The sequence below is a fragment of the Aliivibrio thorii genome, assembly GCF_057368585.1.
In genome coordinates this window covers 472,702-495,394 of sequence record NZ_CM170655.1, presented here as the reverse complement: position 1 = coordinate 495,394, position 22,693 = coordinate 472,702, and the positions used below count along the sequence as shown (strand labels likewise).

At 37.2% G+C, this 22,693-nt stretch carries 20 protein-coding genes and 4 pseudogenes; 16 read left to right on the top strand and 8 right to left on the bottom strand.

Translation table 11 applies throughout. The features are described from left to right. The first annotated feature begins 27 nt into the window (after positions 1 to 27). On the top strand, positions 28 to 534 hold the full coding sequence (locus AC2IP4_RS16455; protein ID WP_375320056.1) for a protein kinase domain-containing protein: 507 nt from the start codon (positions 28 to 30) through the stop codon (positions 532 to 534). Between the two features lie 422 nt (positions 535 to 956). Next, positions 957 to 1,880 (top strand): hypothetical protein, encoded by a 924-nt coding sequence (locus AC2IP4_RS16450; RefSeq protein WP_486311157.1) that lies wholly within the window; start codon positions 957 to 959, stop codon positions 1,878 to 1,880. A 352-nt stretch (positions 1,881 to 2,232) separates the two neighbouring features. Here the strand turns inward: AC2IP4_RS16450 and AC2IP4_RS16445 are convergent, their stop codons facing one another. Further along, positions 2,233 to 2,769, bottom strand: coding sequence for a hypothetical protein (locus AC2IP4_RS16445; RefSeq protein WP_486311156.1), 537 nt, complete (start codon positions 2,767 to 2,769; stop codon positions 2,233 to 2,235). A gap of 59 nt (positions 2,770 to 2,828) precedes the next feature. Continuing rightward, positions 2,829 to 3,026, bottom strand: coding sequence for a LysR family transcriptional regulator (locus AC2IP4_RS16440; protein WP_375320059.1), 198 nt, complete (start codon positions 3,024 to 3,026; stop codon positions 2,829 to 2,831). Positions 3,027 to 3,171: 145 nt separating this feature from the next. On the opposite strand from AC2IP4_RS16440, the gene AC2IP4_RS16435 reads away from it, so the two are divergent. Continuing rightward, positions 3,172 to 3,522 (top strand): hypothetical protein, encoded by a 351-nt coding sequence (locus AC2IP4_RS16435; protein WP_375320060.1) that lies wholly within the window; start codon positions 3,172 to 3,174, stop codon positions 3,520 to 3,522. Between the two features lie 19 nt (positions 3,523 to 3,541). Here AC2IP4_RS16435 and AC2IP4_RS16430 read toward each other — a convergent pair whose 3' ends face one another. The 4 genes and pseudogenes from AC2IP4_RS16430 to AC2IP4_RS16415 form a co-directional block, all read right to left on the bottom strand. Beyond that, positions 3,542 to 3,724 (bottom strand): hypothetical protein, encoded by a 183-nt coding sequence (locus AC2IP4_RS16430; RefSeq protein WP_375320854.1) that lies wholly within the window; start codon positions 3,722 to 3,724, stop codon positions 3,542 to 3,544. Positions 3,725 to 3,812: 88 nt separating this feature from the next. Then, positions 3,813 to 3,946 (bottom strand): annotated as a pseudogene (locus AC2IP4_RS16425) (IS5/IS1182 family transposase); the annotation flags it as partial. A 62-nt stretch (positions 3,947 to 4,008) separates the two neighbouring features. Next, positions 4,009 to 4,956, bottom strand: coding sequence for a phosphatase domain-containing putative toxin (locus tag AC2IP4_RS16420; protein WP_375320061.1), 948 nt, complete (start codon positions 4,954 to 4,956; stop codon positions 4,009 to 4,011). A gap of 559 nt (positions 4,957 to 5,515) precedes the next feature. Then, positions 5,516 to 6,427: pseudogene (locus AC2IP4_RS16415) on the bottom strand (IS256 family transposase); the annotation flags it as partial. Between the two features lie 78 nt (positions 6,428 to 6,505). Here AC2IP4_RS16415 and AC2IP4_RS16410 point away from each other — a divergent pair. Further along, positions 6,506 to 6,639 (top strand): annotated as a pseudogene (locus tag AC2IP4_RS16410) (IS5/IS1182 family transposase); the annotation flags it as partial. 21 nt (positions 6,640 to 6,660) lie between these two features. After that, a pseudogene (locus AC2IP4_RS16405) lies at positions 6,661 to 7,290 on the top strand (IS630 family transposase); the annotation flags it as partial. A 368-nt stretch (positions 7,291 to 7,658) separates the two neighbouring features. On the opposite strand, the gene AC2IP4_RS16400 reads toward AC2IP4_RS16405, so the two are convergent. Beyond that, positions 7,659 to 8,765 (bottom strand): M20/M25/M40 family metallo-hydrolase, encoded by a 1,107-nt coding sequence (locus AC2IP4_RS16400; protein WP_375320062.1) that lies wholly within the window; start codon positions 8,763 to 8,765, stop codon positions 7,659 to 7,661. 227 nt (positions 8,766 to 8,992) lie between these two features. Here AC2IP4_RS16400 and msrB point away from each other — a divergent pair, with 227 nt between their 5' ends. The 11 genes from msrB to AC2IP4_RS16345 all read left to right on the top strand — a co-directional run bounded on the left by msrB (position 8,993) and on the right by AC2IP4_RS16345 (position 22,277). Then, the gene (gene msrB, locus AC2IP4_RS16395; protein ID WP_375320063.1) at positions 8,993 to 10,132 is read left to right on the top strand and encodes a peptide-methionine (R)-S-oxide reductase MsrB; all 1,140 of its coding nucleotides are present in this window, start codon (positions 8,993 to 8,995) and stop codon (positions 10,130 to 10,132) included. 141 nt (positions 10,133 to 10,273) lie between these two features. Next, positions 10,274 to 10,576, top strand: a complete 303-nt coding sequence (locus AC2IP4_RS16390) for a VF_A0006 family four-cysteine protein (protein WP_375320064.1) — start codon at positions 10,274 to 10,276, stop codon at positions 10,574 to 10,576. A gap of 225 nt (positions 10,577 to 10,801) precedes the next feature. After that, positions 10,802 to 11,674 carry a patatin-like phospholipase family protein gene (locus tag AC2IP4_RS16385; RefSeq protein ID WP_486307755.1) on the top strand — a complete coding sequence of 291 codons (873 nt, stop codon included), beginning with the start codon at positions 10,802 to 10,804 and terminating at the stop codon, positions 11,672 to 11,674. Positions 11,675 to 11,736: 62 nt separating this feature from the next. Continuing rightward, entirely contained in the window at positions 11,737 to 13,188 is a 1,452-nt protein-coding gene (katE2, locus tag AC2IP4_RS16380) for a catalase KatE2 (protein ID WP_375320066.1), read from the top strand. Positions 13,189 to 14,044: 856 nt separating this feature from the next. Next, complete coding sequence (gene ltrA, locus AC2IP4_RS16375) at positions 14,045 to 15,280, top strand: group II intron reverse transcriptase/maturase (RefSeq protein WP_486311155.1); 1,236 nt, start codon at positions 14,045 to 14,047, stop codon at positions 15,278 to 15,280. Positions 15,281 to 15,580: 300 nt separating this feature from the next. Beyond that, entirely contained in the window at positions 15,581 to 16,564 is a 984-nt protein-coding gene (gene trhO / locus AC2IP4_RS16370; RefSeq protein WP_486311154.1) for an oxygen-dependent tRNA uridine(34) hydroxylase TrhO, read from the top strand. Between the two features lie 225 nt (positions 16,565 to 16,789). Further along, positions 16,790 to 17,977 (top strand): lytic polysaccharide monooxygenase, encoded by a 1,188-nt coding sequence (locus AC2IP4_RS16365; protein WP_375320068.1) that lies wholly within the window; start codon positions 16,790 to 16,792, stop codon positions 17,975 to 17,977. A 212-nt stretch (positions 17,978 to 18,189) separates the two neighbouring features. After that, the gene (locus AC2IP4_RS16360) at positions 18,190 to 18,729 is read left to right on the top strand and encodes a porin family protein (RefSeq protein ID WP_375320069.1); all 540 of its coding nucleotides are present in this window, start codon (positions 18,190 to 18,192) and stop codon (positions 18,727 to 18,729) included. Between the two features lie 227 nt (positions 18,730 to 18,956). Next, positions 18,957 to 20,570 (top strand): ABC-F family ATPase, encoded by a 1,614-nt coding sequence (locus AC2IP4_RS16355; RefSeq protein ID WP_375320070.1) that lies wholly within the window; start codon positions 18,957 to 18,959, stop codon positions 20,568 to 20,570. A gap of 153 nt (positions 20,571 to 20,723) precedes the next feature. Further along, positions 20,724 to 21,353 (top strand): 3'-5' exonuclease, encoded by a 630-nt coding sequence (locus AC2IP4_RS16350; RefSeq protein WP_486311205.1) that lies wholly within the window; start codon positions 20,724 to 20,726, stop codon positions 21,351 to 21,353. A gap of 291 nt (positions 21,354 to 21,644) precedes the next feature. Next, positions 21,645 to 22,277, top strand: coding sequence for an Ig-like domain-containing protein (locus AC2IP4_RS16345; RefSeq protein ID WP_486311153.1), 633 nt, complete (start codon positions 21,645 to 21,647; stop codon positions 22,275 to 22,277). A gap of 13 nt (positions 22,278 to 22,290) precedes the next feature. Here AC2IP4_RS16345 and AC2IP4_RS16340 read toward each other — a convergent pair whose 3' ends face one another. Continuing rightward, complete coding sequence (locus AC2IP4_RS16340) at positions 22,291 to 22,503, bottom strand: TIGR02450 family Trp-rich protein (RefSeq protein ID WP_375320844.1); 213 nt, start codon at positions 22,501 to 22,503, stop codon at positions 22,291 to 22,293. Positions 22,504 to 22,693: the final 190 nt, after the last annotated feature.

The window sequence follows — 22,693 nt, the reverse complement described above, 5'->3', positions numbered from 1 at the left end:
GGGAAGTATTATGTTGACTCAAAAGACATGGAAAGAGAGTGGCAAGCTGTAAATGAATGTGCAGGATTTTATGTTAAAAAACCACTAATGTTAGATACCACAAATGGTGTTATTTATTTTGAATATGACTCAACAGCAAAACCATTAAGTACTTTTAATAAGGAACATGTAAAACAGCTTACATGGATACTACCTAATATTATTAGGGCAATAAAACATTGCCATGATAAAGGATGGGTACATGGGGATATCAAACCGTCGAATATTTTGTTTATTCCAGCACTTGATTCGATTCGATTAGTTGATTTTGGTGCAAGTTACCGTATAGGAACTTCTCGGGAAACACTATCATGTTGGCAAGCAACTCCATCGTTTGCAAGCCCTTCACAATTACAAGGAAAAGGATTAGTACAAAAAGGGGATGATTGGTATGCATTAATTAAAATGATTGAACAATTAATAGATATAAAAATTGAACCAAAAGTTGAAAAAAAAGCAAAGTATATTAGAAATGCACTTATGAAGTGGGTGTAAATAATTATGTGACAAGTACTAAATATGTACTTCACAAGAGCTTTTAATTCTAAAAGGAGGGAGTTCTATGTGCTTTATAGAGTTTATATGCATTTTTTAACTATTTTTTAAGTTTATACATACTAATATGAGGCTATGCTAAATTAAAATATATAAATAATAATAATGAGGTGTCGAGTAAATAAAATTTTATTTTTTAGTAATGTAAAAGAATGCTATGTATTTGAGTGGTAAATAACTTTAAATAAAAAATTAATGTTGATTCATAAAGCAAGTGTGACTTCATTGATATTTTTTGAAGAATAGTTGTTTAGTTTCTTCCTGATTATTCATGGTAAATATCTTAAAATGTTATATTAAGTAATTAATCTAAAAATAACACCAATAAATCCCATTTAACTTGTTAAAAATAGAGAGAATATATGCTAGATTTAAAAAAAGCAGTTATGAAAAAAGTATCTCCTGATGCTAATATTTATTATGAAACGAACGGGGGAGTATCTCACTTAGATCCTAGGAATAAACTTGCATTTAAGAGACCTTTACCTCTTAGTTTTATTAAAATGAGCAAGTATGATGTATCCGTTTCGGATATAGTATTAGCTGGTTCATTACATAGTATAATTGAACAACTTATTATTATTTATAAACGAGGTAGTAAATCAATCTATACAACTGATGCTTATAAAAACATAAAAATATGGATTAATGAAAAAAATGACAACTTAAGCAAGCCTCGAGCAATGCCCTTTACTGATGCTATTATTCGAAATACAGGATATTTAGCAATTAAAGGTTCAGGAGCAGATGTTGGAAGTACAATGGCTACATTGTTTCCTGATTTAAGCAACATATCGAGTAATGCGAAAATAGCAGGAAGACTGATTTGCGAAAAATCAGCAGAAGATTTAGCTTCAAGTGCAATTAATCTCGCCATGAAGACAGCTGTGAACTCCCGAGTAAAGCCTGTAAGTCAATCGACTTTTATGGGGACAACAAAAACTTATAAAAATTTTGAACAAATAGCAAAGAACTTAAAAGCTTTACAAGCCAGGTCTGATGTTGACTTTTGTATAGCAGATTTCCCATATGAACCTCTTCAGAATGATCTAATAAATAACCGAGCTTCTCGAGTTTCAAAGCTTAAATCTTTAGTAGGCAAACATTATATAATCAAAATTGGTTCCAATTTTAATTGTAACCATTCAGGAACCGTAATTGATTTAGCTACAAACTTTATTGAGATGGATGAACTTATTAATTTTCTTACTATTTATGAAGAAGAAAAGAGGTTTGTTAATTGCTTTTTAACTTCGGGAGTTGATGATTTATATGAAGAGCTATAACTCGAAAAAAAATAGAATATAATCAGTTAAACAGGTTGTTTAATTTTGGCATCATCGTTGAATTTTTTGTATTTGATGATGATGCTCGTTTGATGGGGGGGTGAATGATCTAAGTTGATAATATAAATTACTTATAATTGAATTATGAAGGTGAGTCTCTTTGTATTATTGTGTGTGTTTAGAATTGTACAACTAGAAATCGAATTGTTTCTTAATTTAACACTCGTAAATGTTTAAATCATTTGAATGAATTAACTGACCCGTTTTAGTATTTTGAGTTCTCCAGTGCAGTGGCAGCGACTAATTTTTTATCTGCAATGTATTTCTGAGAGCTCCAAAAAATATATACGTATCAGATTTGAAGATCATTGGATAGTTCTTTGATTTTAATTTCCACTAACTCTTTATTATCAATATAAGGTTGAGCTAATCCTTTACTCATTAATGTCCAGCTATCATTTCGAACAAGCTTAAGTAGGACATTATTGTTAGTGACCAAACGTAAATCGGTAGATACTGTAAAAAATTCAGGCATGGTGTTGTAATGGTTTTCACTAATATACTGTTTTTCTAGCTGCAAATCATACAACGATAAGTCTATAGGATGTGTGGGGTTGCAGTAAGCTGAAAAACTGTGTGTGTCTAAATTCAAAAAACCAACGGGGAATTGCGTTTCATTTGATGGTTTATTCTGCATGATAGCTAACTGATGTTTACTTTCAACCAGAGATGCCAGCGCCTGATCTCTGTTACGGTGAAGCCAATGAATTTTAATATGAGGGAATGCATTGGTTATAAATTCTTCCACTAATAAAATTAAAGAATTCGGAACAATAATATCGTGAAATATATCCAACTGAGTGATCGGCTGCTGGTAATTATTCATCATACGTAATACGTAATACGTAAATTGAGTTTTTCACTGTTTTAACCAATAATTTTGCTTGCTTATAGATAGCAAGTCCTGCCGGCGAAGCAATGGCTTTTTTTCTTTAAATCAGACAATTCAATCGCATAACTGTCTTCTAACGCTTTGATTTGTTCTCTAATCGTTGTGCGATCTTTTCCTAATTTTCGAGCCGCTTGGCTATAGCTTCCCTCTTTAACCATAGCGAAAAATGAGGTTAGGTGTTCATAAGAAAACATAGTCACTCCAATGTTGGGTATCTCCCATCATAGTGCATTATTTAGAACGTCGATTGATAAGTAATATGGCTTTATTAGAGCATCACGCTGAAGTATGCAGTGGCTCACAAGTTGAAATTGAAACTTAATATGAGAGAACAAAATTATGAATAGATTATTTAAAGTTTCTTCTGTCATTAGCCAAAGTCCAATTATTCTCTATTCTTCAAATGAATTACTTACCATGTCAGACAATAGCCCAATAGGTGCAAATTCTGTGGTGGTTCAAGAGGGAAAAATTGTTGATTTAGGGAAAAAAGAAACCTTGATTGTAAAGTATCTATCGCACCTAAGCTTTACGATTGATGAACAGTTCGAAGATAAAATAATAACCCCTGACTTTGTTGAACCACATCTTCATTTATGGCTCAGTGACATATTATTAGGATCTGAGTTTATTACGCCCGCAGGCAGATTGGACTTTTCCGTGGGGAGATGTCGGGGGTATACAGGGTAATTATGCCTATTTCTCACGTTTAACTGAGATTGAATGCCATTTCAGAGACTTTAATAAACTCTTCAGTGGTATGAACTTTAGACATACCCGTAGAAAGGTTAATTGTTGTTAAGCTTTTTTCATTAAATACGTTTGCATCAGAGTTACCATCTGTAGATTTAGTTAATTGGATAATATCGTTTAAATAGGCGTTGTTGACCAAATCAGGTAAGTTCCGTAGCCATCCTACGGAACTTACCCGTTAGTTTCTAACAGGAATGCCTAGCCCTAGGACTTTGTTCATTGCTTTCACGTTTGCCATGGTGTTTTTGCATTGCCACGCTTTAACGGCTGAGTCGTCAATCCAAAAAGTTACTGAGCCTCGTTTGCACAAGGCTTCATTATACTCATTCCAGTTCGTTATCTTCTTCTTCGATTTACCCATAACATCACTATGCTTCTGCTCCATGGGAGCAGATCGCAGGATTGAGGAAAGGTTCAACTTATTTAGTCAGCAACGCCCTTGAAGCATGAAAATAATGATTTGCTTTTTTTATGTTTTTTATAGCATTCTGGATAATTAATAGATATACCAGTAAGAGTTGATTGGGGTTTTAAATTAGGATTTTGACTAACGTATGGGCCTGTGGATAATGCAATACCGTCTGCTGATGTCATAACGTTATTAATATTTATTGGATGATACGTAGAACCGCCTTTATGTCCTGGTTCTAACAGCATCCCATCATTTTTGTGCTGACGATTAAATGAACCTCCACCATGATTTAATCTTCGAGATTCAACGTCAAGAGAGGGGGCTCTCAATAAGTAATCACTAAATCTAGCTAATGTATTATATTGAGCTTTCATCTCGATAGAATGAATACTGTAGTTTTTTCGTAGAAACGTAAAGGCATGTTCAGCAGTTAAGTTGGGATTGGAATAAAGCCAATACGCCGCCAAAAAACAAGCTGTTCTTCCTGTTCCTCCCCAGCAATGCGTAACTACAGAACCAAATTTTTTTCTTTGTTGCACTAATTTACAATATTCCAGTAAGTGTTCTACCGAAGGTGCATGCCAATCATCGAGAAAACTTCCATACCACTGAAAATCAAACATCATTTCATTTGTAACACTTAGCGTTTTTTGAACATTATCTGGTTCAATCGAAATCATTGTTTTATAACCAGACTTGTAGAGCCATAATAAAGACGAAAATAAGTCTGTATTATCTGAAAATAAAGACATTCCAGCTATGTTAGGGGTTAATTCTTTGAAATCATTTGGTTTTGTTAGGGATTGAAGTCTTGATATACACGATGAGAAACTCATTGAATCAACGTTATTTGTAGTGGTGGCAAAGGCATTGATGCAATCTAAAAGTGTTTTTTTATCACTTATTGATAAGGTAGAGTTATTTAATTTTGAGATGAAATGGGGGATGTTTTTAATCAAAATAGGACCTATAAATAAAGCCCGTTATCATAGACTTGACGGGCAGGAATTTCAAAGTTGAGAGCAACAACAATATCGAGCCATATCCTCAATATCATTTCTGTTTAAGTAAGCGACAACGCTACCCAATTTTACGACTTGTTGGATGTATTCTTAACAGCATTGATTTGTCACAAGAAATAACGGTCTTATAACCGTTAATCCGTTAGAGCTTAAATTTTTGTCAATATAAACAAATTTAATTTTTGAAGTTTGTATTACTTCAATCAATGAAAATTTAACTCTATCTATTAAACGGTAAGTTAAATTCGATGTTTATCAAATTTGATTGGAAGTTTTTATATGAACGTTTTTTGTATAGGTACGGAAATATTCATTGTGTTGCTAACGAGATTAGTTCACACATAAGTATGTGTACTTTGAGGTAAATCTGGTAGTCCGCCATTGGTGCTATAACTAACGGAGTACGAGGTTGGTTTCAAATTTTCAATGTTTTCATTTTCATCGTTATCGTTATCACACGCGATTAAGCATATAGGGATAAGAATAGGAGCTATAGTCAAATCTGGTGTATGAGTTCTTTTACTTCTTCTGTTTGATCTTGGGTTACTCTTATACCATCTTTAAATTTAACGCCTGTTATTACATCCGCTAGTAGCTTAAAACCTTTTAAACGATACCAACTTTTTTCAGCTGATTGTGCCAGTTTAAAGACCATCATTAATGTTGTCGTTCGACTTCCACAACTTTTCACTTTATGAGTTCGCAACCGAACGGTTGCAAACGTCGATTCTATTGGATTACTTGTCCTTATATGGACCCAGTGCTCTGCGGGAAAGTCATAAAAGGCGAGCATTTCTTCTTTGTCTTTTATTAAGCATTCAGTGGCTTTTTTATATTTAGCTGAATAGTCTTTTACAAATAAGTCATACGCTTTATAAGCCGATTTCCTGTCTTCTGCCATCCAAATATCTTGTAATCGTGATTTGATTTTTAGTTGTAATGACTTAGGGACTTTATTTAAGATATTCGCCGTTTTATGAACCCAACAACGTTGATGCTGAGTTGTTGGCCATACTTTTGTTATCGCATTCCAGAAACCGAGTGCACCATCACCAATCGCTAATTTTGGCGGTAAAGTTAACCCCTGAGATTGAAGTTGATTTAAGACCTCAGTCCAACTCATTTCTGACTCTCTAACGCCATCCACAACGGCAAGCAACTCTTTACGGCCCGTATCATCAACGCCCATAATGACGAGTAAGCATAGCTTATCGTCCATTCTAACTTTGCTGTAAATACCATCAGCCCAAATATAGACATATCGACGTTTATCTAATGAGCGAGTTGACCATTGCTTATATTCCTCTTCCCAAGAGGATTTAAGGCGTGAAACCGTATTGGCCGAAAGGCCTTTTGCATCATCACCCAATAATGAGACTAATGCAGGTTGCATATCACCAGTTGAGATCGGCGTTGTTGACTAAATAAGTTGAACCTTTCCTCAATCCTGCGATCTGCTCCCATGGAGCAGAAGCATAGTGATGTTATGGGTAAATCGAAGAAGAAGATAACGAACTGGAATGAGTATAATGAAGCCTTGTGCAAACGAGGCTCAGTAACTTTTTGGATTGACGACTCAGCCGTTAAAGCGTGGCAATGCAAAAACACCATGGCAAACGTGAAAGCAATGAACAAAGTCCTTATAAAAAAAGTGATTACAGTTACAAAAGAGCTCGACACTCATTAAAGTTAAAACGTGACGATGTGAAATTCAATAATTTCAGTAATATATTGAATTCATTGATTGAAATGGAACGTACGGATAAATGTGAACTCTTTTATTTTGATGAGTCAGGCTTTAGTCAGAAATCTAATCTTCCTTATTGTTGGGGGCCTATCGGTGTTCAATCGCTAAGACCAGCTTATTCACATAGTAAACGACTCAATGTCCTTGGTTTCTTAAGTCGACAAGGTAAATTGATTTATCAAACGACGGTAGGAAAAGTAACGACAGATACAGTAATTGACGCATTTGAGTACTTCATCAACGCAAGACAAAACGATAAACCGTGCTTTATTATCTTAGATAATGCCTCTTTTCATAGGTCAGCAAAATTCAAACAAAAAATACAGGAGTGGTTGATGAATGATGTGCTCGTTTGCTATTTACCACCGTACTCTCCAGAGCTCAATATCATTGAGATATTGTGGAAGAAAGTAAAATATGAATGGTTACCATGTGAAGCGTTCAAAACGTTTGAAGACCTCAGTATTAATATCAAAAACATATTAAATTATTACGGCGAAAAATTCACAATAACTTTTGCGTGACTACTTATCAGTATCGATATTAGATTGTTGGATCTTGGGGTAAGTGGAATCTTGAAGATGCTTTTGGAAATGTATAGGTATACAAGAAGTTTCGAGAAATGCTCTTGTGGATGTTAAAGGTCTGCGATTGATGGTCAAAACAAATAATTGGTATACGGTCTCTAGTATTACGATTAGGTAATATTTTGTTTTAAGGCAGAGTAATAATGTATGGTTTGGTATGTTTATCTCATCTTATTGAAAAATAAATGATAAGGGTAGCTTGAATTAACTATATATTAATTACGCTTTTAATTTTGATCACTAGTTTAAAAAACAGCCGCTCATAATAGGGCGGCTGTTTTGATTTTTTAGTCTTATAGCTAAGATTAACGAGTTAAATACGCCGTTAAGAAACGAGTGATATCAACCATATCTGATACTTTAATAAACTCTTCAGTAGTGTGTACTTTAGACATACCCGTAGAAAGGTTAACCGTTGTTAAGCCTTTTTCATTAAATACGTTTGCATCAGAGCCACCACCAGTAGATTTAGTGAATGGGCTAATGTTAATGCTCTCAAACGCTTCTTTAATGCTCGCTACGTGTGCATTGTCGTCTGCAATTTTATACGCATTATAAGCACGCGTTGAGATAATCTCGATTTCAGCGCCGTGTTTATCAGCCGCCGTTTTAAATGTTGATTCCATATGCTCAACTTGTTTAGCTAGCTTAGCATCATCAAGAGAACGCGCTTCGCCTTCAATGTACAGTTCAGGCATAACGATGTTTGTCGCTTGGCCGCCACGAACCACACCAATGTTGGCTGTTGTTTCTTCGTCAATACGTGCAAGTGTCATGTTCATGATTGCATCAGCGGCAACCGTTAGGGCATTAATGCCTTCTTCTGGCGCTAAACCTGCGTGTGCAGGACGACCTGTGATGGTTACTTTTAGGTTTTGTTGACCAGGAGCAGAGGTGATGATCGTACCGATAGGGCCGCCTGAATCTAGCACAATCGCGTGGTTAGATTGAATGTAGCTCATATCGTAGTTTTTAGAGCCGTGTAAGCCGCCTTCTTCATAGACAGTAAACGCTAACTCAATCGTTTTGTGTGCGTGGTTATTTTCTTTAATAACACGTACCGCTTCCATTACCGCAGAGATACCTGATTTATCATCACCGCCAAGAACGGTGTTACCTTTAGAGCGGATCACACCATCTTCAATAATAGGTTCAATGCCATTACCCGGAGTTACTGTGTCCATGTGAGAGCTAAATACAATGCTGCCCTCTAACTCACCTTCTAATCTTGCGTAAATATTAAAGCCGTTTGATACGTGCTCTGGTACTGGCAATTTAGTGACAGTAAAGCCTAGTTCACCCAGTTGCTCTGCAAGTGCTTCTGCAATCGCTTTTTCATTTTTTGATTCACTGTCGATTTGAACAATATCTAGAAAGTGATTAATTAAACGCTCTTGATTCACTTGAGTCATGATTTATCTTCTATATTGAAAGGGAACAGAAAACCACTCTAACCAAAGAAATTGCTTAGAAAGATGCACTGAATCAATAAATCGTCCGACAGCACTATCATATTTATGAGCTATATCTTAATAACGAAAAGCTATAACACAGAATTAATATTTAATAACAAATTGCAACTTTTTCGAAGCACATCACTCTGATAACTATATTAATAAGAAACCATAAAGAGGTTGATATGAGATCCCGATTAAAAATTACAACAGTTGCTCTACTGTTCTCTTCATTTTTTGCTGCCATGATGAGTTTCTTTTCAACTGCGGATGACAATATGTCTAAAGCAATGAATGGAAATTACGAAGTTGCCACATTAGCAGGGGGGTGTTTTTGGTGTACGGAATCTGATTTAGAAAAATTAGATGGGGTGGTGGATGTCGTCTCTGGTTATTCAGGAGGAGAGCTAGACAATCCAACGTATAAACAAGTGTCTTCTGGAAAGTCAGGTCATATTGAAGTGATTCAAGTGACGTTTGATCCAAAGATCGTAAGTTATGAGCAAGTGCTTGATCAGCTATTTAGGCATATGGACCCAACAGATAACCAAGGCTCATTTGTTGATAGAGGTCCACAGTATCGCCCTGCTATCTTTTTCCATAATGAAAGTCAGCAAGTAATTGCTCAAGAGTTTATGAATGCGATTGATGCAGCGAAAGTTTATCCAAAGCCTTTAGCTACAGAGTTAATTGAGTTTAAAAAGTTTTGGCCGGCAGAAGATTATCATCAAGATTATTACAAACGTAATCCTATTCGTTATAAATACTATCGTCACGGATCTGGGCGTGATAAATACTTAGATTTGGTTTTTGGTGAAGACAGAGAAGATAACCCAAAAACATTACGTCAGTACATTGATGAGCAAAAAATGGCTCAAAATGTTAAGCCATATGCCAAACCATCAGAATCAGAAATTAAGAAGATGCTGACTGAACAACAATATTACGTAACACAAAAAGAAGGGACAGAACGTCCATTTAAGAATGAATATTGGGATAATAAAGCCGAGGGTATTTACGTTGATATCGTTAGTGGTGAGCCATTATTCTCATCAACCGATAAATACAAATCAGGCACAGGCTGGCCAAGTTTTACCAAACCAATCAATAAAGCGTACATTACTGAAGAAGACGATTTTGCATTATTCAGTAAACGTACCGAGATCCGCAGTAAATTTGCAGATTCCCATTTAGGGCATGTTTTTAGTGATGGACCTAAACCTACAGGACTACGTTACTGTATGAACTCTGCAGCCATGCGCTTTGTTGCTAAAGCAGATTTAGAGAAAGAAGGTTATGGAGAGTATTTGTATCTGTTTAATTAAATAGTTTTTAGCTGTTTTTAAATTGCTTTATATAAAAAGGGGTTATAAATTTTTATTTGTAGCCCTTTTCAGTTAGTCTTCTATGTATAGTTAACACTTAAATATAAGTGTCTTTTTTACTCAATGAGTCAGTTTATTACCATGAATAAGTTCAAGCTAATGTTACTTTGCCTATTTATTGCAAATAGTGTTCAAGCGAAAGAAGATAAAGAGGCATATCAAGATTGTATTTTTCAGTATGTTACTGGGACTGAAGAGCCTAGCGTTTCAATTATGCTAACCAATGCGTGTGAGAAACTTTATATGGACAATTTTATGCTAGAAGAAAAGGATGCCAATTATAATCAATGCTTACTTGATAACCTTCAAAGCTCTAAAAATAAAATAGCATCATTGAAAGTTAAACAGGCATGTGATCAGAAATACCGTAGTTTTTTTAATTAATAAATCGACGTTATTTCTTATTTAAGTAAATACATCGTAAAGAACCCCCAGCTTATCAGCGGTTAAATCGGGGGCTTTTTGTTTAGCGGTGATAAATAAAGTTCATGATGTAAATCTAACTTTTGATAGGTTTTATAAATCACAGCTATAAGTACAAGCGATTATCTCTTATTCTCTAAAGTGTTTATTCTATCCCCACAGTATTTTAGGGGTTAAAGAGAGAGTATGGTGAAGAGTGCATTAGTCGTAGAAGGCGGAGCAATGCGTGGCATTTTTGCTAGCGGTGTTTTGGACACTTTTATGAAGAAAGAATTTATGCCTTATGATTTCGCCATTGGAGTCTCTGCCGGAGCATCGAATCTAATAGGGTATCTTTCTTATGCTCCTCAACGTAGCTTTGATGTCATTACGAAACTTGCAACCCACAAACGCTTTTTTAATCCAGCACGATTTGCTCGCGGTGGTGATCTTGTTGATGTGAAATGGTTAATTGAGGAGTCGAACAGAAGACATCCCTTAGATTCTGAACGTTTATTTTCTTCTATTCCTATGTATGCGGCAGTAACTAATATTGACAGTGGTAACGCCGATTATTACCAAGTAAAAGAAAGCAATTTAAATAATGTTCTTGAAGCAACAACCGCTTTACCTATCGCTTATAAATCAACACCTTGCTTTTCTGGTGGTTGTTATACCGATGGTGGAGTAGCTGATTCAATACCAGTAAAAGAAGCATACCGTCGAGGGGCGAGAGATATTACCGTGATCTTATCTCATCCTTTAAGTTATGAGATGAAACCAGCACGATCGCCTTGGTTAATGACTAAATTATTAGCTCGTTATCCGCAAATAGCGCAAGCCATGCTTGTTCGTGCTGAAAACTATAATCAGTCATTGGAATTTATTCGTAATCCGCCTGAAGGAACGACGATTCGAGTGATAGCACCACCAGAAAATTTTGCAGTAAAACGACTTACGATGAAATCGACTACGCTCATTGAAGGTTACAAAATGGGGGAATCATCTGGCTTAAACCATTTATCTAGCCGTGATGGAACCTTTGGTTTAAATACTGAAAACTGTCATTTTTGCGTTTAATACTTTTAACAGTTTTTATTTACATTTTATCGCTTAACCATTGTACTAAAGGATTAATAAACATGACTAAAAAGCTAACCACAGCAGCGGGTTGTCCTGTTGCACATAACCAAAATGTTCAAACTGCGGGTAAACGTGGTCCTCAATTATTGCAAGATGTGTGGTTTTTAGAAAAACTGGCGCATTTTGATCGTGAAGTTATCCCTGAGCGTCGTATGCACGCAAAAGGGTCTGGTGCTTACGGTACATTTACGGTTACTCATGACATCACAAAGTACACAAAAGCAAAATTGTTCTCTGAAATTGGTAAACAAACTGAGCTATTTGCACGTTTTACTACCGTAGCTGGTGAGCGTGGTGCAGCAGATGCAGAGCGTGATATCCGTGGTTTTGCGTTAAAATTCTACACAGAAGAAGGTAACTGGGATTTAGTGGGCAACAATACGCCAGTATTCTTCTTACGTGATCCTCTAAAATTCCCTGATTTAAACCATGCAGTTAAACGTGACCCTCGCACAAATATGCGAAGCGCGAAAAACAACTGGGATTTCTGGACATCATTACCTGAAGCACTTCACCAAGTGACTATCGTGATGAGTGATCGTGGTATTCCTGCAACTTATCGCCATATGCATGGTTTTGGTAGCCACACGTTTAGCTTTATCAATAGTGATAACGAGCGTTATTGGGTGAAATTCCACTTTGTCTCTCAACAAGGCATTAAAAACTTGTCTGATGCAGAAGCGGGCGCAGTAATTGGTAATGATCGCGAAAGTCATCAACGTGATTTGCTAGAAAGTATTGATAATCAAGATTTCCCTAAATGGACATTAAAAGTTCAGATCATGCCAGAGGCAGAAGCGGCGACGGTTTCTTACAACCCATTCGATTTAACCAAAGTATGGCCACATAAAGATTACCCATTAATTGAAGTGGGTGAATTTGAGCTAAACCGTAACCCACAAAACTTCTTCGCAGAAGTAGAGCAATCTGCATTTAACCCTGCAAACGTAGTACCGGGTATCAGCTTCTCTCCTGATAAAATGCTGCAAGGTCGTTTATTTGCATATGGTGATGCACAACGTTACCGCTTAGGTGTAAACCACCAACACATCCCAGTGAACGCACCTCGTTGTCCTGTTCATAGTTACCACCGTGATGGTGCAATGCGTGTTGATGGCAACTTTGGTAGCACATTAGGCTATGAACCAAACAACGAAGGCCAATGGGCAGAGCAGCCAGATTTTTCTGAGCCACCACTAAACTTAGATGGCGCAGCAGCACATTGGGATCACCGTGAAGATGAAGATTACTTCTCACAACCGGGCGATCTATTCCGTCTAATGACCGCTGAGAAACAAGAGATCTTGTTTGATAACACTGCGCGTAACTTAAACGGTGTACCAAAAGAAATTCAACTTCGTCACCTAAGACATTGTTATAAAGCCGATCCTGCTTATGGTGAAGGCATCGGTAAATTACTTGATATTGATGTGAGTGAATTTAACTCGTAATTTATTGTATTAAGTAACAATCAATCAAAGCGCTGAGTATTATATTCAGCGCTTTTTTTGTTTGCCCAGCAAAGCTGGCAAACCCGTCTGCTTGCAAGATAGCAGAGTCACCCCGACTAAGGGGAAGACAATCTGAATGGCAAGGGCGTCACTGGCTAACGGTGAGGTCTGAAGGAAGCCATAGGAAGTTAGATGTACACAACTAACCGTAACCTGTTTCGGCGGGATTGGTGGGTAAGCGTCCAAAATAGCGCGAAGCCCAATACTTAGTCAGACCAATTCTGTGCTTGAGGGTGGCATATCTAACAGGGAGTCAGTGCAATAACTGGGGAAGCCTGGCATCTAAACTTAATTGTCAGTAAGTGGCTTAGATTCAAGAAGAAACTCAAGATCTAATGCCGATGTGAGGTGGCAGATGAACCCGTAGTAGTGAGTAAGGCTAGGCCTGTGAAAGCCAGTGATGGTGTGGAGGACAAAACCAAGCCGACTATCAGTAATATATCTGATAGAGTCAATTTGAGCCAAAAGCACTTATTGATTGCGAAGGGGGGAAGTGATTTATAAATTACCTTAAAGTGACGTAATTTATGATGGGTTCACGAATTACCAAATAAGGTAAAGTCTCTATTTTAATGGCTAAGGGTGATACTAAAGCTGTGAATAGAACTGGGCACGGGGAGTAAGTGTTTCTCTTTACTAGAGGCATAGAGGCGGTTAAGCATATTGCGAATAAAAGGGCGTAGCCTTGCTAGAAAACTTAACGCGACAACGAAATAAACCTAACCAACATAAATAAAGTCAGCAGCAGGTGATGTGAGATAATAATTTGAGAGTACACTATAGCCTTTACGGGCGCATGCTATCACTGCAAGCGCTTTACGTGGCATACAAACAAGTGAGAAAGAATGGAGGCGCAGCTGGTATTGACGGGCAGCGTATCGATGATTTCACACAAAATTTGGAAGTAGAGCTCAGAAAACTATTACTTGAACTACAAGAAAAGCGCTATCAAGCGCGGCCCGTAAAACGAGTTGAGATCGCCAAAGACGATGGCGGTATCAGGTTATTGGGGATCCCCACAGTTCGAGACCGAATTGTTCAACAATGTTTAACGAATATAATGACTCCCATATTTGACCCAAACTTTCATCCATCCAGTTATGGATATCGGGTTGGGCGAAGCTGTCATCAAGCCATCAGCAAAGCTACACTCTTTATACGTAAATATAATAAGCGGCATGTTGTTGATATGGATCTGTCTAAATGCTTTGACATGCTTGACCACGATCTGATAATCAAGTTCGTGCGAAAGCGCATCGTGGATGGCAGTATCTTAGGCTTGCTCCGTCAATTTCTAAAAAGTGGAGTCATGGTTGGTGAAAACTGGCAGAATAGTGTAATAGGCAGTCCACAAGGTGGGGTGATTAGTCCACTACTTGCTAATATCTACTTAGATGAATTCGATCAAGAAATGATGAGGCGTAAGCATCGAATAGTGCGATACGCGGATGACATTTTGATATTCTGCACCTCGAAAAAGGGTGCAGAGAATGCATTAAAAGTAGCTAGCCATATTTTAGAAGTAACGCTAAAACTTAAAGTGAATGAGCGGAAAACCCATATAGCACATAGCGATACAGGTATTAAATTCTTGGGAGTGGAAATTTTTACAAATTACACGGCAATTCAAGAAAAGAAGCTCAAAACATTAAAAGCGAAAGTAAGACAACTCACCAAGCGTAATGGAGGATTGAATTTAGCGAGAGTGCTAAAGCAACTGAATCCAGTGCTCAGAGGGTTTGTAAACTACTTCAAAATAGCCAATATTACGGGCACACTGAAAAGCCTTGCGGCTTGGATAAGGCGGAGATTGCGAGCGGTACAAATGAGTTTGTGGAAGAAGCCGTGCAGATTGCATCGTCGTCTTAAGCAACTAAAGTACAAACCGCCATTTAAGTCCATAAAAATGGACTCATGGCGAAACAGTGCGAGTCCGTTAGCAAGCTATGCGATGCCTAATCAGTGGTTCAAAAATCTAGGCTTGTATTCAATAGACGAAGTTAAAACAGGTGTACTCGCTTCTTTTTATTAAGAAATAGTAAATTGCAGGAGCCGTATACGAGGTCCGTACGTACGGTTCTGTGAGAGGGATGAGGCAAAAGCCTCACCCTACTCGATATGTCTGTTTACATTGTAAATACCAGTGGTTTCACCGGTAATATTATTATTGTTTTCTATTATATTTATATAAATGGTTAGAAAAACCACAAAAACTGTCGGTATTTGTATCAATAAGCCTCCGTTATACTCTCCGCACTATTATAAGCCGCTAAGGCAAATACTCATTGCTCTGGATTTACGATCCAGCCTCGCAAAAAAAGGAAAGTTAACCATGTCTCAATATATCGTTTGTGCGTTATATAAATTTGTTTCATTAGAAAATTACACCGACATTCGTCAACCATTAACTCAAATCTTAGAAGATAATAATATTCGCGGTACATTGCTGCTAGCAAGTGAAGGCATTAATGGTACGGTTGCAGGCTCTCGTGAAGCGATTAATATGTTACTTGCTTGGTTCAAAGAAGACGCTCGATTAGCTGATGTCGTTTACAAAGAATCAATTAATGACGTGCAGCCGTTTAACCGTACTAAAGTAAAGTTAAAAAAAGAAATCGTTACTATGGGCGTAGAAGGTATTGATCCTCTTCATGTGGTGGGTACGTATGTTAAACCTGCTGATTGGAACGCCCTTATTTCTGGTCCAGAAGTACTATTGGTTGATACTCGTAACGATTATGAAGTGGACATAGGTACGTTTAAAAATGCAGTTAATCCAAATACAGAAACATTCCGCGATTTTCCTCAATACGTTGCTGATAATTTAGATCCTGAAAAACATAAAAAAGTAGCGATGTTTTGTACCGGTGGTATTCGTTGTGAAAAATCGACCGCCTATATGAAAGAACAAGGATTTGATGAGGTGTACCATCTTGAAGGTGGGATTCTAAAGTATCTTGAAGAAGTGCCAGAAGAAAACAGCTTATGGGAAGGCGATTGTTATGTGTTTGATGGCCGAGTTGCTGTTAACCATCAATTAGAAAAAAGCCATTACGATGTATGTAATGCGTGTCGTTTGCCAATCACAGACGAAGATAAACAATCAGAGGCATTTGAGAAAGGCGTAAGTTGCCCTAAATGTATTGATCAGCACAGTGATGAGCAAAAGTCTCGTTTCCGTGAGCGTGAAAAACAAGTGCAACTAGCGGATGAAAGAGGCGAAACTCACGTTGGTGGTGACGCTGCAAAGTTGATTGAGCAACGTAAACTGGAAAAGAAAGAGAGAAAACAGCAGCAGAGAGCATCTAAGAAGTAAATAGCACTTAATGTTGAGGTAAAGCATAAATAATGAACTGACTCGAAAGAATATAATGTGTTTTCATTTAACTCATTATTAGATGGAAAGCAGATAACAAATGTGTAAATAAAGCGCTTATTTGTCTCTGTTTTTATCGTCAATCCATCAATCCTTGCTAATTTTATAAACGAAAGTGGGGCGTTAATCGCCTCATTTTTATTGTTTATAGACAAGGATGAAATCATGAAAAATAAAATAAAAATCAGTTCGCTCACTATTGCCTTTGCTGGTGCATTATCATCAATGGGAGCGCAGGCACATGGCTGGGTCGAGTACCCGAGTGCAAGACAAAATACGTGTTATTTAGATGGAGGATTTTGGGATAATACTATTCCAAATCAGGCATGTCAGGCGGCGTATGATGAATCAGGTGCGTTTCCTTTTGTCCAACGTAATGAAGTCGCTGCCAATGTACCAAACTATAAAGACATGGCACACGTTCAAGCCATTGTTCGTGATGGTAACTTATGTTCAGCAGGGGATAATGCAAAAGCAGGTCTAAACGTAGGTTCTTCTCATTGGCAAAAAACGGCGGTTACCTTAGATGAGAATAACCAGATTGAACTTATCTTTAATGCCACTGCACCTCACAACCCTTCTTACTGGCAATTTTATTTATCTAATTCTAATTACGATCCAACCGTTCCACTAACATGGGGTGACTTAGATTTAATTGATACTGCAGGCAATGTGCCTGTAGGCGAAGATAAGAAATACCGTATTAATATTACTCTTCCTGCGGATAGAGCTGATTCGGCCGTTCTTTATACTCGCTGGCAGCGTGAAGATGCCGCTGGTGAAGGTTTTTATAACTGCAGCGATATTTCATTTGACGGAACGGGGACTACACCTCCAGGACCTACAGATCCAGTAGACCCACCACCATCATATTCTGATTTAGGTTATTACATTAGCCAAGGGTTTGGACCAGTAGAATCAGGTGATACGGTTCGATTCAGAACGTTTGATGCGACAGGTGCAGAAACAACAGATATCAGTTTAGCTATTACTGTGAACAATACGGCGACATGGTCAGCGGAACTGGCAGGGCAATTTAATCAGTTAAAAAATAAAGAATGGTTTATTGGTATTTGGCATCAAGAAATGAATCATTATATGTACGATACCAATAATATTTACGCAAACCGAGTTTTTGCACCAAGTGCAGATCTTAGTTATCAACTTTCTTTAATTAAAGCGGATACAACACCACCAGTAGAGCCGCCAGTTGAACCAACAAACGTATGGAAATCAGCTTCAACTTATAATACTGGAGATATAGTTAGTCATAATAATAGAGAATGGATAGCACAATGGTGGACAAAAGGGGAAGAACCAGGAACAACCGGAGAATGGGGTGTTTGGCGTTAATAGAAGACAATAAATGGATCCCAACTTAAAGTGGTATTTCTAATGTTTAAGCCCTAAATCTAATTTAGGGCTTTTTGTGATAAGTAATGCTTATAAATGAAATAATCAGAACTGCTTAGCCTTAATATCTTCAATTTCATACTATTTACTCAACGACTAAGAACACGAATTCATGGATGAAATCATTATTATTATTTAAAATGAGAGTAATTATGAAACTAGCACTAAAATCCCTTCTAGCAGCTTCACTTTTATCTTCTACAGCCCTTTATGCTAATGTTTTAGAAGGTCATCGAGTTGGATTAGGCTTTAATTCCACAAGTATTGATGATATAGCTTTTGATGGAAAATATTCAACCAGTGGTCTTACTTTGGCTTATGGTTATGACATAAATGATATTATTGGTATCAACGTTTCTTTAAATAAAGGCAGCGGCACAGATTTCCCTTTTGACATTGATACGTCAACCTTTAAGTTTGATACCGATATTGGTTATACCTTTCATATGCAAAATGCGTCAATAAAGCCTTATGGTGTCTTGGGTTTTGCAAAGTTTAAAGAAGAAGCTAGTGCTTTTGGACTAGATGCTTGGAAATGGAATGACTCAACTATCTTTGTTGGTATTGGTACAAGAGCTACGTTTAATCACCATTTCTATACTGATTTAAGATTAGATTTCATTAACTTAAAAGAGAGTGGAGATAATATTTTTGCTGATCAGTTCTCTTTTACTGTTGGTTATAAGTTTTAATCAAGCCTGATTCATCAGCTATTTAAGTTATCTTATTCATTATTAAAGCTCTCGATCTTTCCAGAGCTTTTTTATTGTGTATTAAAACATCATATTCCTCGACATTGTGATCAAGATCTCTGTATAATCCGCGCCTAGATTTTCTCATTCATCATACTTTCGTCCTTCATCTTGTGGCTCTCTATAGCCAAATCATGACTTGTCAGTAAACCCTAGGAATTATTTCGTTGATACAATCAAACAACATCACAATGCAATTTGGCGCAGAGCCTTTATTTGAAAACATTTCAGCAAAATTTGGCAACGGTAACCGTTATGGTTTGATCGGTGCGAACGGTTGCGGAAAATCAACGTTCATGAAGATTCTAAGTGGTGCATTGACTCCTAGTTCAGGCAACGTATCAATGACGCCAGGACAGAAGTTAGGCGTATTGAGCCAAGACCAATTTGCGTTTGAAAAATACAACGTAGTTGATGTTGTTATCATGGGTGATAAAAAACTCTGGGAAATCAAACAAGAGCGTGATCGCATTTATTCATTGCCAGAAATGAGCGAAGACGATGGCATGAAAGTCGCTGAGCTTGAAAGCGAATTTGCCGAAATGGATGGTTACAGCGCAGAGAGCCGTGCAGGTGATATCCTAATTCAAGCTGGTATTGATGAATCACTTCATTTTGGTTTAATGCAGCAAGTTGCTCCTGGTTGGAAACTGCGTGTGTTACTAGCACAAGCACTGTTTGCAAATCCAGATATTTTGCTACTTGATGAACCAACCAACAACTTGGACATTAATACGATTAACTGGTTAGCAGAAGAGCTAAACAAGCGTAAATGTACCATGATCATTATCTCGCACGACAGACACTTCTTAAACTCTGTATGTACGCACATGGCTGATATCGACTACGGTGAATTACGTATTTACCCAGGTAACTACGAGTACTTCTTAGAAGCATCAAGCTTGATCCGTGAACAACTATTAGCGGGTAACGCGAAAAAAGAAGCAGAGATCAGTGAATTACAAGACTTCGTAAACCGTTTTGGTGCTAACGCATCGAAAGCGAAACAAGCAAGTTCTCGTGCAAAGAAAATGGACAAAATCACGCTAGATGAAGTGAAATCATCAAGCCGTATGAGCCCATCAATTAACTTTGGTGAAGGTAAAAAACTGCACCGTCAAGCACTAGAGCTTGAAAACCTAGGCCACGGCTTTGATGGTGAAGTTCTGTTTGAAGGCGGTAATTTATTACTAGAAGCGGGCACTCGCTTAGCTGTTATTGGTGAGAATGGTGTAGGTAAAACAACTTTCCTACGTTGCTTAGTTCAAGACTTACAACAAAACGAAGGTATTGTTAAATGGTCTGAAAATGCGTCTTTTGGTTACTGCCCACAAGACAGCACGGCTGATTTTGACAACGATTTAAGCATCTTTGATTGGATTTCTCAGTGGCGTACCGTTAAACACGATGACTTGATGGTTCGTGGTATTTTGGGGCGTTTACTGTTTACTGCTGACGACGCAAATAAAAAAGCGAAAAGCTGCTCAGGTGGTGAGAAAAACCGTCTATTGTTTGGCAAGTTAATGATGCAAGATATCAACGTACTTGTTATGGATGAACCAACCAACCACATGGATATGGAAGCGATTGAAGCACTTAACGAAGCATTAAAAGTCTACACAGGTACTTTAATTTTCGTAAGTCACGACCGTGAGTTCGTATCATCACTAGCAACTCATATTATTGATATTAATGAGAAAAAACTAGTGAGTTTCCAAGGTACTTATGACGAGTATTTAGACCACCAAGTTAAAATGCTACAGGTTAATATTGCTAAATAAGCGTATTTTAACTCGGTAGACTTAAGCATAGATAAAAACGCGAGACTGGATATCAGCTCGCGTTTTTTGATCGAAGTCTATATGCTTTTGTTCCATTACGATTAATCTCTCTTTCACTTCTTATTTATTATTTGGAAATCATTTGTGTCAGTAATTAGCGCTAACAAAACCGCCCCAGCAAATACCGTCGTTGTACTCGATTTCGAAACCACAGGCTTATCACCAAACCAAGGCGATCGTGCTATTGAAATAGGTGCAGTTAAATTAGAAAACGGCGTGGTGGTTGATCGTTTTCAAGGTTTGATGAACCCGGGATTTAAAGTGAGTTCATTCATCGAAAATTACACAGGTATTTCAAATCGAATGTTAGTCGATGCTGCAAGTTGTAATGTAGTAATGGATGAGTTTGCTGATTTTATTCAAGGCTGTAATTTAGTCGCACATAATGCCTCATTTGATAAACGTTTTTTAGATGCCGAATTAGAGTTGATTCAGCGTGGTTATGAAGGTGATTTTGCTTGTTCATTACTGGTATCAAGACGATTAACTCAAGAGGTTTCATCGCATAAACTGGGTGACTTAGTCGCGTATCATAAAATCGATAATGATGGTGTATTTCACCGAGCGTTAGCCGATGCCGAGGTGACCGCCTCACTATGGTTAGTACAGCTAGAAGCATTAGAGCGTGATCATGGTATTGTCAATCCAAGCTTTGATTTAATGATGAAAATAGGAAAAACACCAAAGGCCTCGATTGAGAACTTCTTAAAAAAGAATGTGTAGTAGATAGTTTTCCTTACGTGTGCCGCAGTCTTCTTGATGCTCATAAAAGTATGGTTTGGTGCAATTAACGCTATAATTAATTTCCATTGAATGAAGCGATTCAATGGGTTTTTCTAATTTTCATATCTAATAAGTTGTTGGTTTTTAAGTGGGAAGATAGGTCACTCATTATTGTTACTTTTTATTTATCCCATTGGATGAAAAGCTGTAATAATTGACAGTTACAGAATGGATCGTAGCATTATATTCTTTATGACTTTTTTAAAGTTATTGTAAAATAAAGAGATGTTGATGGGTCATAAGTTATTTCCTAAATATTGCCTAATCATTATTGTAAGCGGAGTTCTTTTAGCTTGTAATTTTGGAAATGAAAATGATTTTAAACAATCGTCTAGATTGGTTGTTTTTGTTGGAGATGAAAAAAATCTTCAGTCTGCTATTAAGTACAGTAATGGTTGTACATTAGATATGACTAATAAGGTTCAGTGGCACAGCTCTGATCCTGTATATGGTTCTGTAGACAAAGGCGTTTTAAGAGCACAGCGTATAGGCTCGACTTCAATAACTGCACATTTTGATGGTATGGAGTCTGAGAATAATATAGTTGTTAAAGTTGTTGATGTAAAATTACAATCCATTCGGTTAATACCAAGTTCAAGTACAACGTCGTTAGATAATACTATTCGTTTGATGGCAATGGGAAAGTATACTAATAATACGAATGCTAAGTTGTTTGATATTTCTTGGGTATCTTCTAATCCAGAGGTAGCTACGGTATCGAATATAGGGTTAGTAACCCCTGTAGCAGCAGGTGAGGCAACTATAACAGCAACAGTGAAGAATAAGATTGGTGTCTCGAAGATAACGGTAACAGATGAAAAATTGGATTCTTCTAGGGTGCCTCTATTAGGTTTACTTTGGTGAATGAAGTAGATTTTTATTTCCAACCAGAAAGCCAATATTCTTGGTTTTTTAACTCTTGCCAATCCAAGGCTTGTGTTCGTTTTGTCATTACCGCTTCTATTAAACAATGCGTTACTTCATGTTCTTCAAACTCAATCTCAGTAACTAAAAAGTGCTTTTCTTTTTTTACTGGATTAACTGCTGTCCATTTACTGTTTAGTAGTTTTTTAGGGTTAATTTGATTCATCATTGTTCCTTAAATATTTGTCTTTAGATTAATGTAATGTGGCCCCCTAAAGCATAGCTCACATAGATTAACTACGTGACTAGAGGTGTGTACTAAATTAAAAAAGAATGATGGTATATTTGATCGTATTAAATAAGGTTTAGGATAAAGAACAAGTCGAATGGGCTTTAGTTTTTTCTCTTATTTAAAT

Excerpts from the sequence above, each read along its gene's own strand:
- trhO (WP_486311154.1), top strand. The coding sequence starts at position 15,581 with ATGTCTCAATATATCGTTTGTGCGTTATATAAATTTGTTTCATTAGAA.
- AC2IP4_RS16390 (WP_375320064.1), top strand. The coding sequence starts at position 10,274 with ATGAATAAGTTCAAGCTAATGTTACTTTGCCTATTTATTGCAAATAGT.
- AC2IP4_RS16340 (WP_375320844.1), bottom strand. The coding sequence starts at position 22,503 with ATGAATCAAATTAACCCTAAAAAACTACTAAACAGTAAATGGACAGCA.
- AC2IP4_RS16400 (WP_375320062.1), bottom strand. The coding sequence starts at position 8,765 with ATGACTCAAGTGAATCAAGAGCGTTTAATTAATCACTTTCTAGATATT.
- AC2IP4_RS16435 (WP_375320060.1), top strand. The coding sequence starts at position 3,172 with ATGAATAGATTATTTAAAGTTTCTTCTGTCATTAGCCAAAGTCCAATT.
- msrB (WP_375320063.1), top strand. The coding sequence starts at position 8,993 with ATGAGATCCCGATTAAAAATTACAACAGTTGCTCTACTGTTCTCTTCA.
- AC2IP4_RS16455 (WP_375320056.1), top strand. The coding sequence starts at position 28 with ATGGAAAGAGAGTGGCAAGCTGTAAATGAATGTGCAGGATTTTATGTT.
- AC2IP4_RS16450 (WP_486311157.1), top strand. The coding sequence starts at position 957 with ATGCTAGATTTAAAAAAAGCAGTTATGAAAAAAGTATCTCCTGATGCT.
- AC2IP4_RS16445 (WP_486311156.1), bottom strand. The coding sequence starts at position 2,769 with ATGATGAATAATTACCAGCAGCCGATCACTCAGTTGGATATATTTCAC.
- AC2IP4_RS16385 (WP_486307755.1), top strand. The coding sequence starts at position 10,802 with ATGGTGAAGAGTGCATTAGTCGTAGAAGGCGGAGCAATGCGTGGCATT.
- ltrA (WP_486311155.1), top strand. The coding sequence starts at position 14,045 with ATGCTATCACTGCAAGCGCTTTACGTGGCATACAAACAAGTGAGAAAG.
- AC2IP4_RS16360 (WP_375320069.1), top strand. The coding sequence starts at position 18,190 with ATGAAACTAGCACTAAAATCCCTTCTAGCAGCTTCACTTTTATCTTCT.
- AC2IP4_RS16440 (WP_375320059.1), bottom strand. The coding sequence starts at position 3,026 with ATGTTTTCTTATGAACACCTAACCTCATTTTTCGCTATGGTTAAAGAG.
- AC2IP4_RS16345 (WP_486311153.1), top strand. The coding sequence starts at position 21,645 with ATGGGTCATAAGTTATTTCCTAAATATTGCCTAATCATTATTGTAAGC.
- katE2 (WP_375320066.1), top strand. The coding sequence starts at position 11,737 with ATGACTAAAAAGCTAACCACAGCAGCGGGTTGTCCTGTTGCACATAAC.
- AC2IP4_RS16365 (WP_375320068.1), top strand. The coding sequence starts at position 16,790 with ATGAAAAATAAAATAAAAATCAGTTCGCTCACTATTGCCTTTGCTGGT.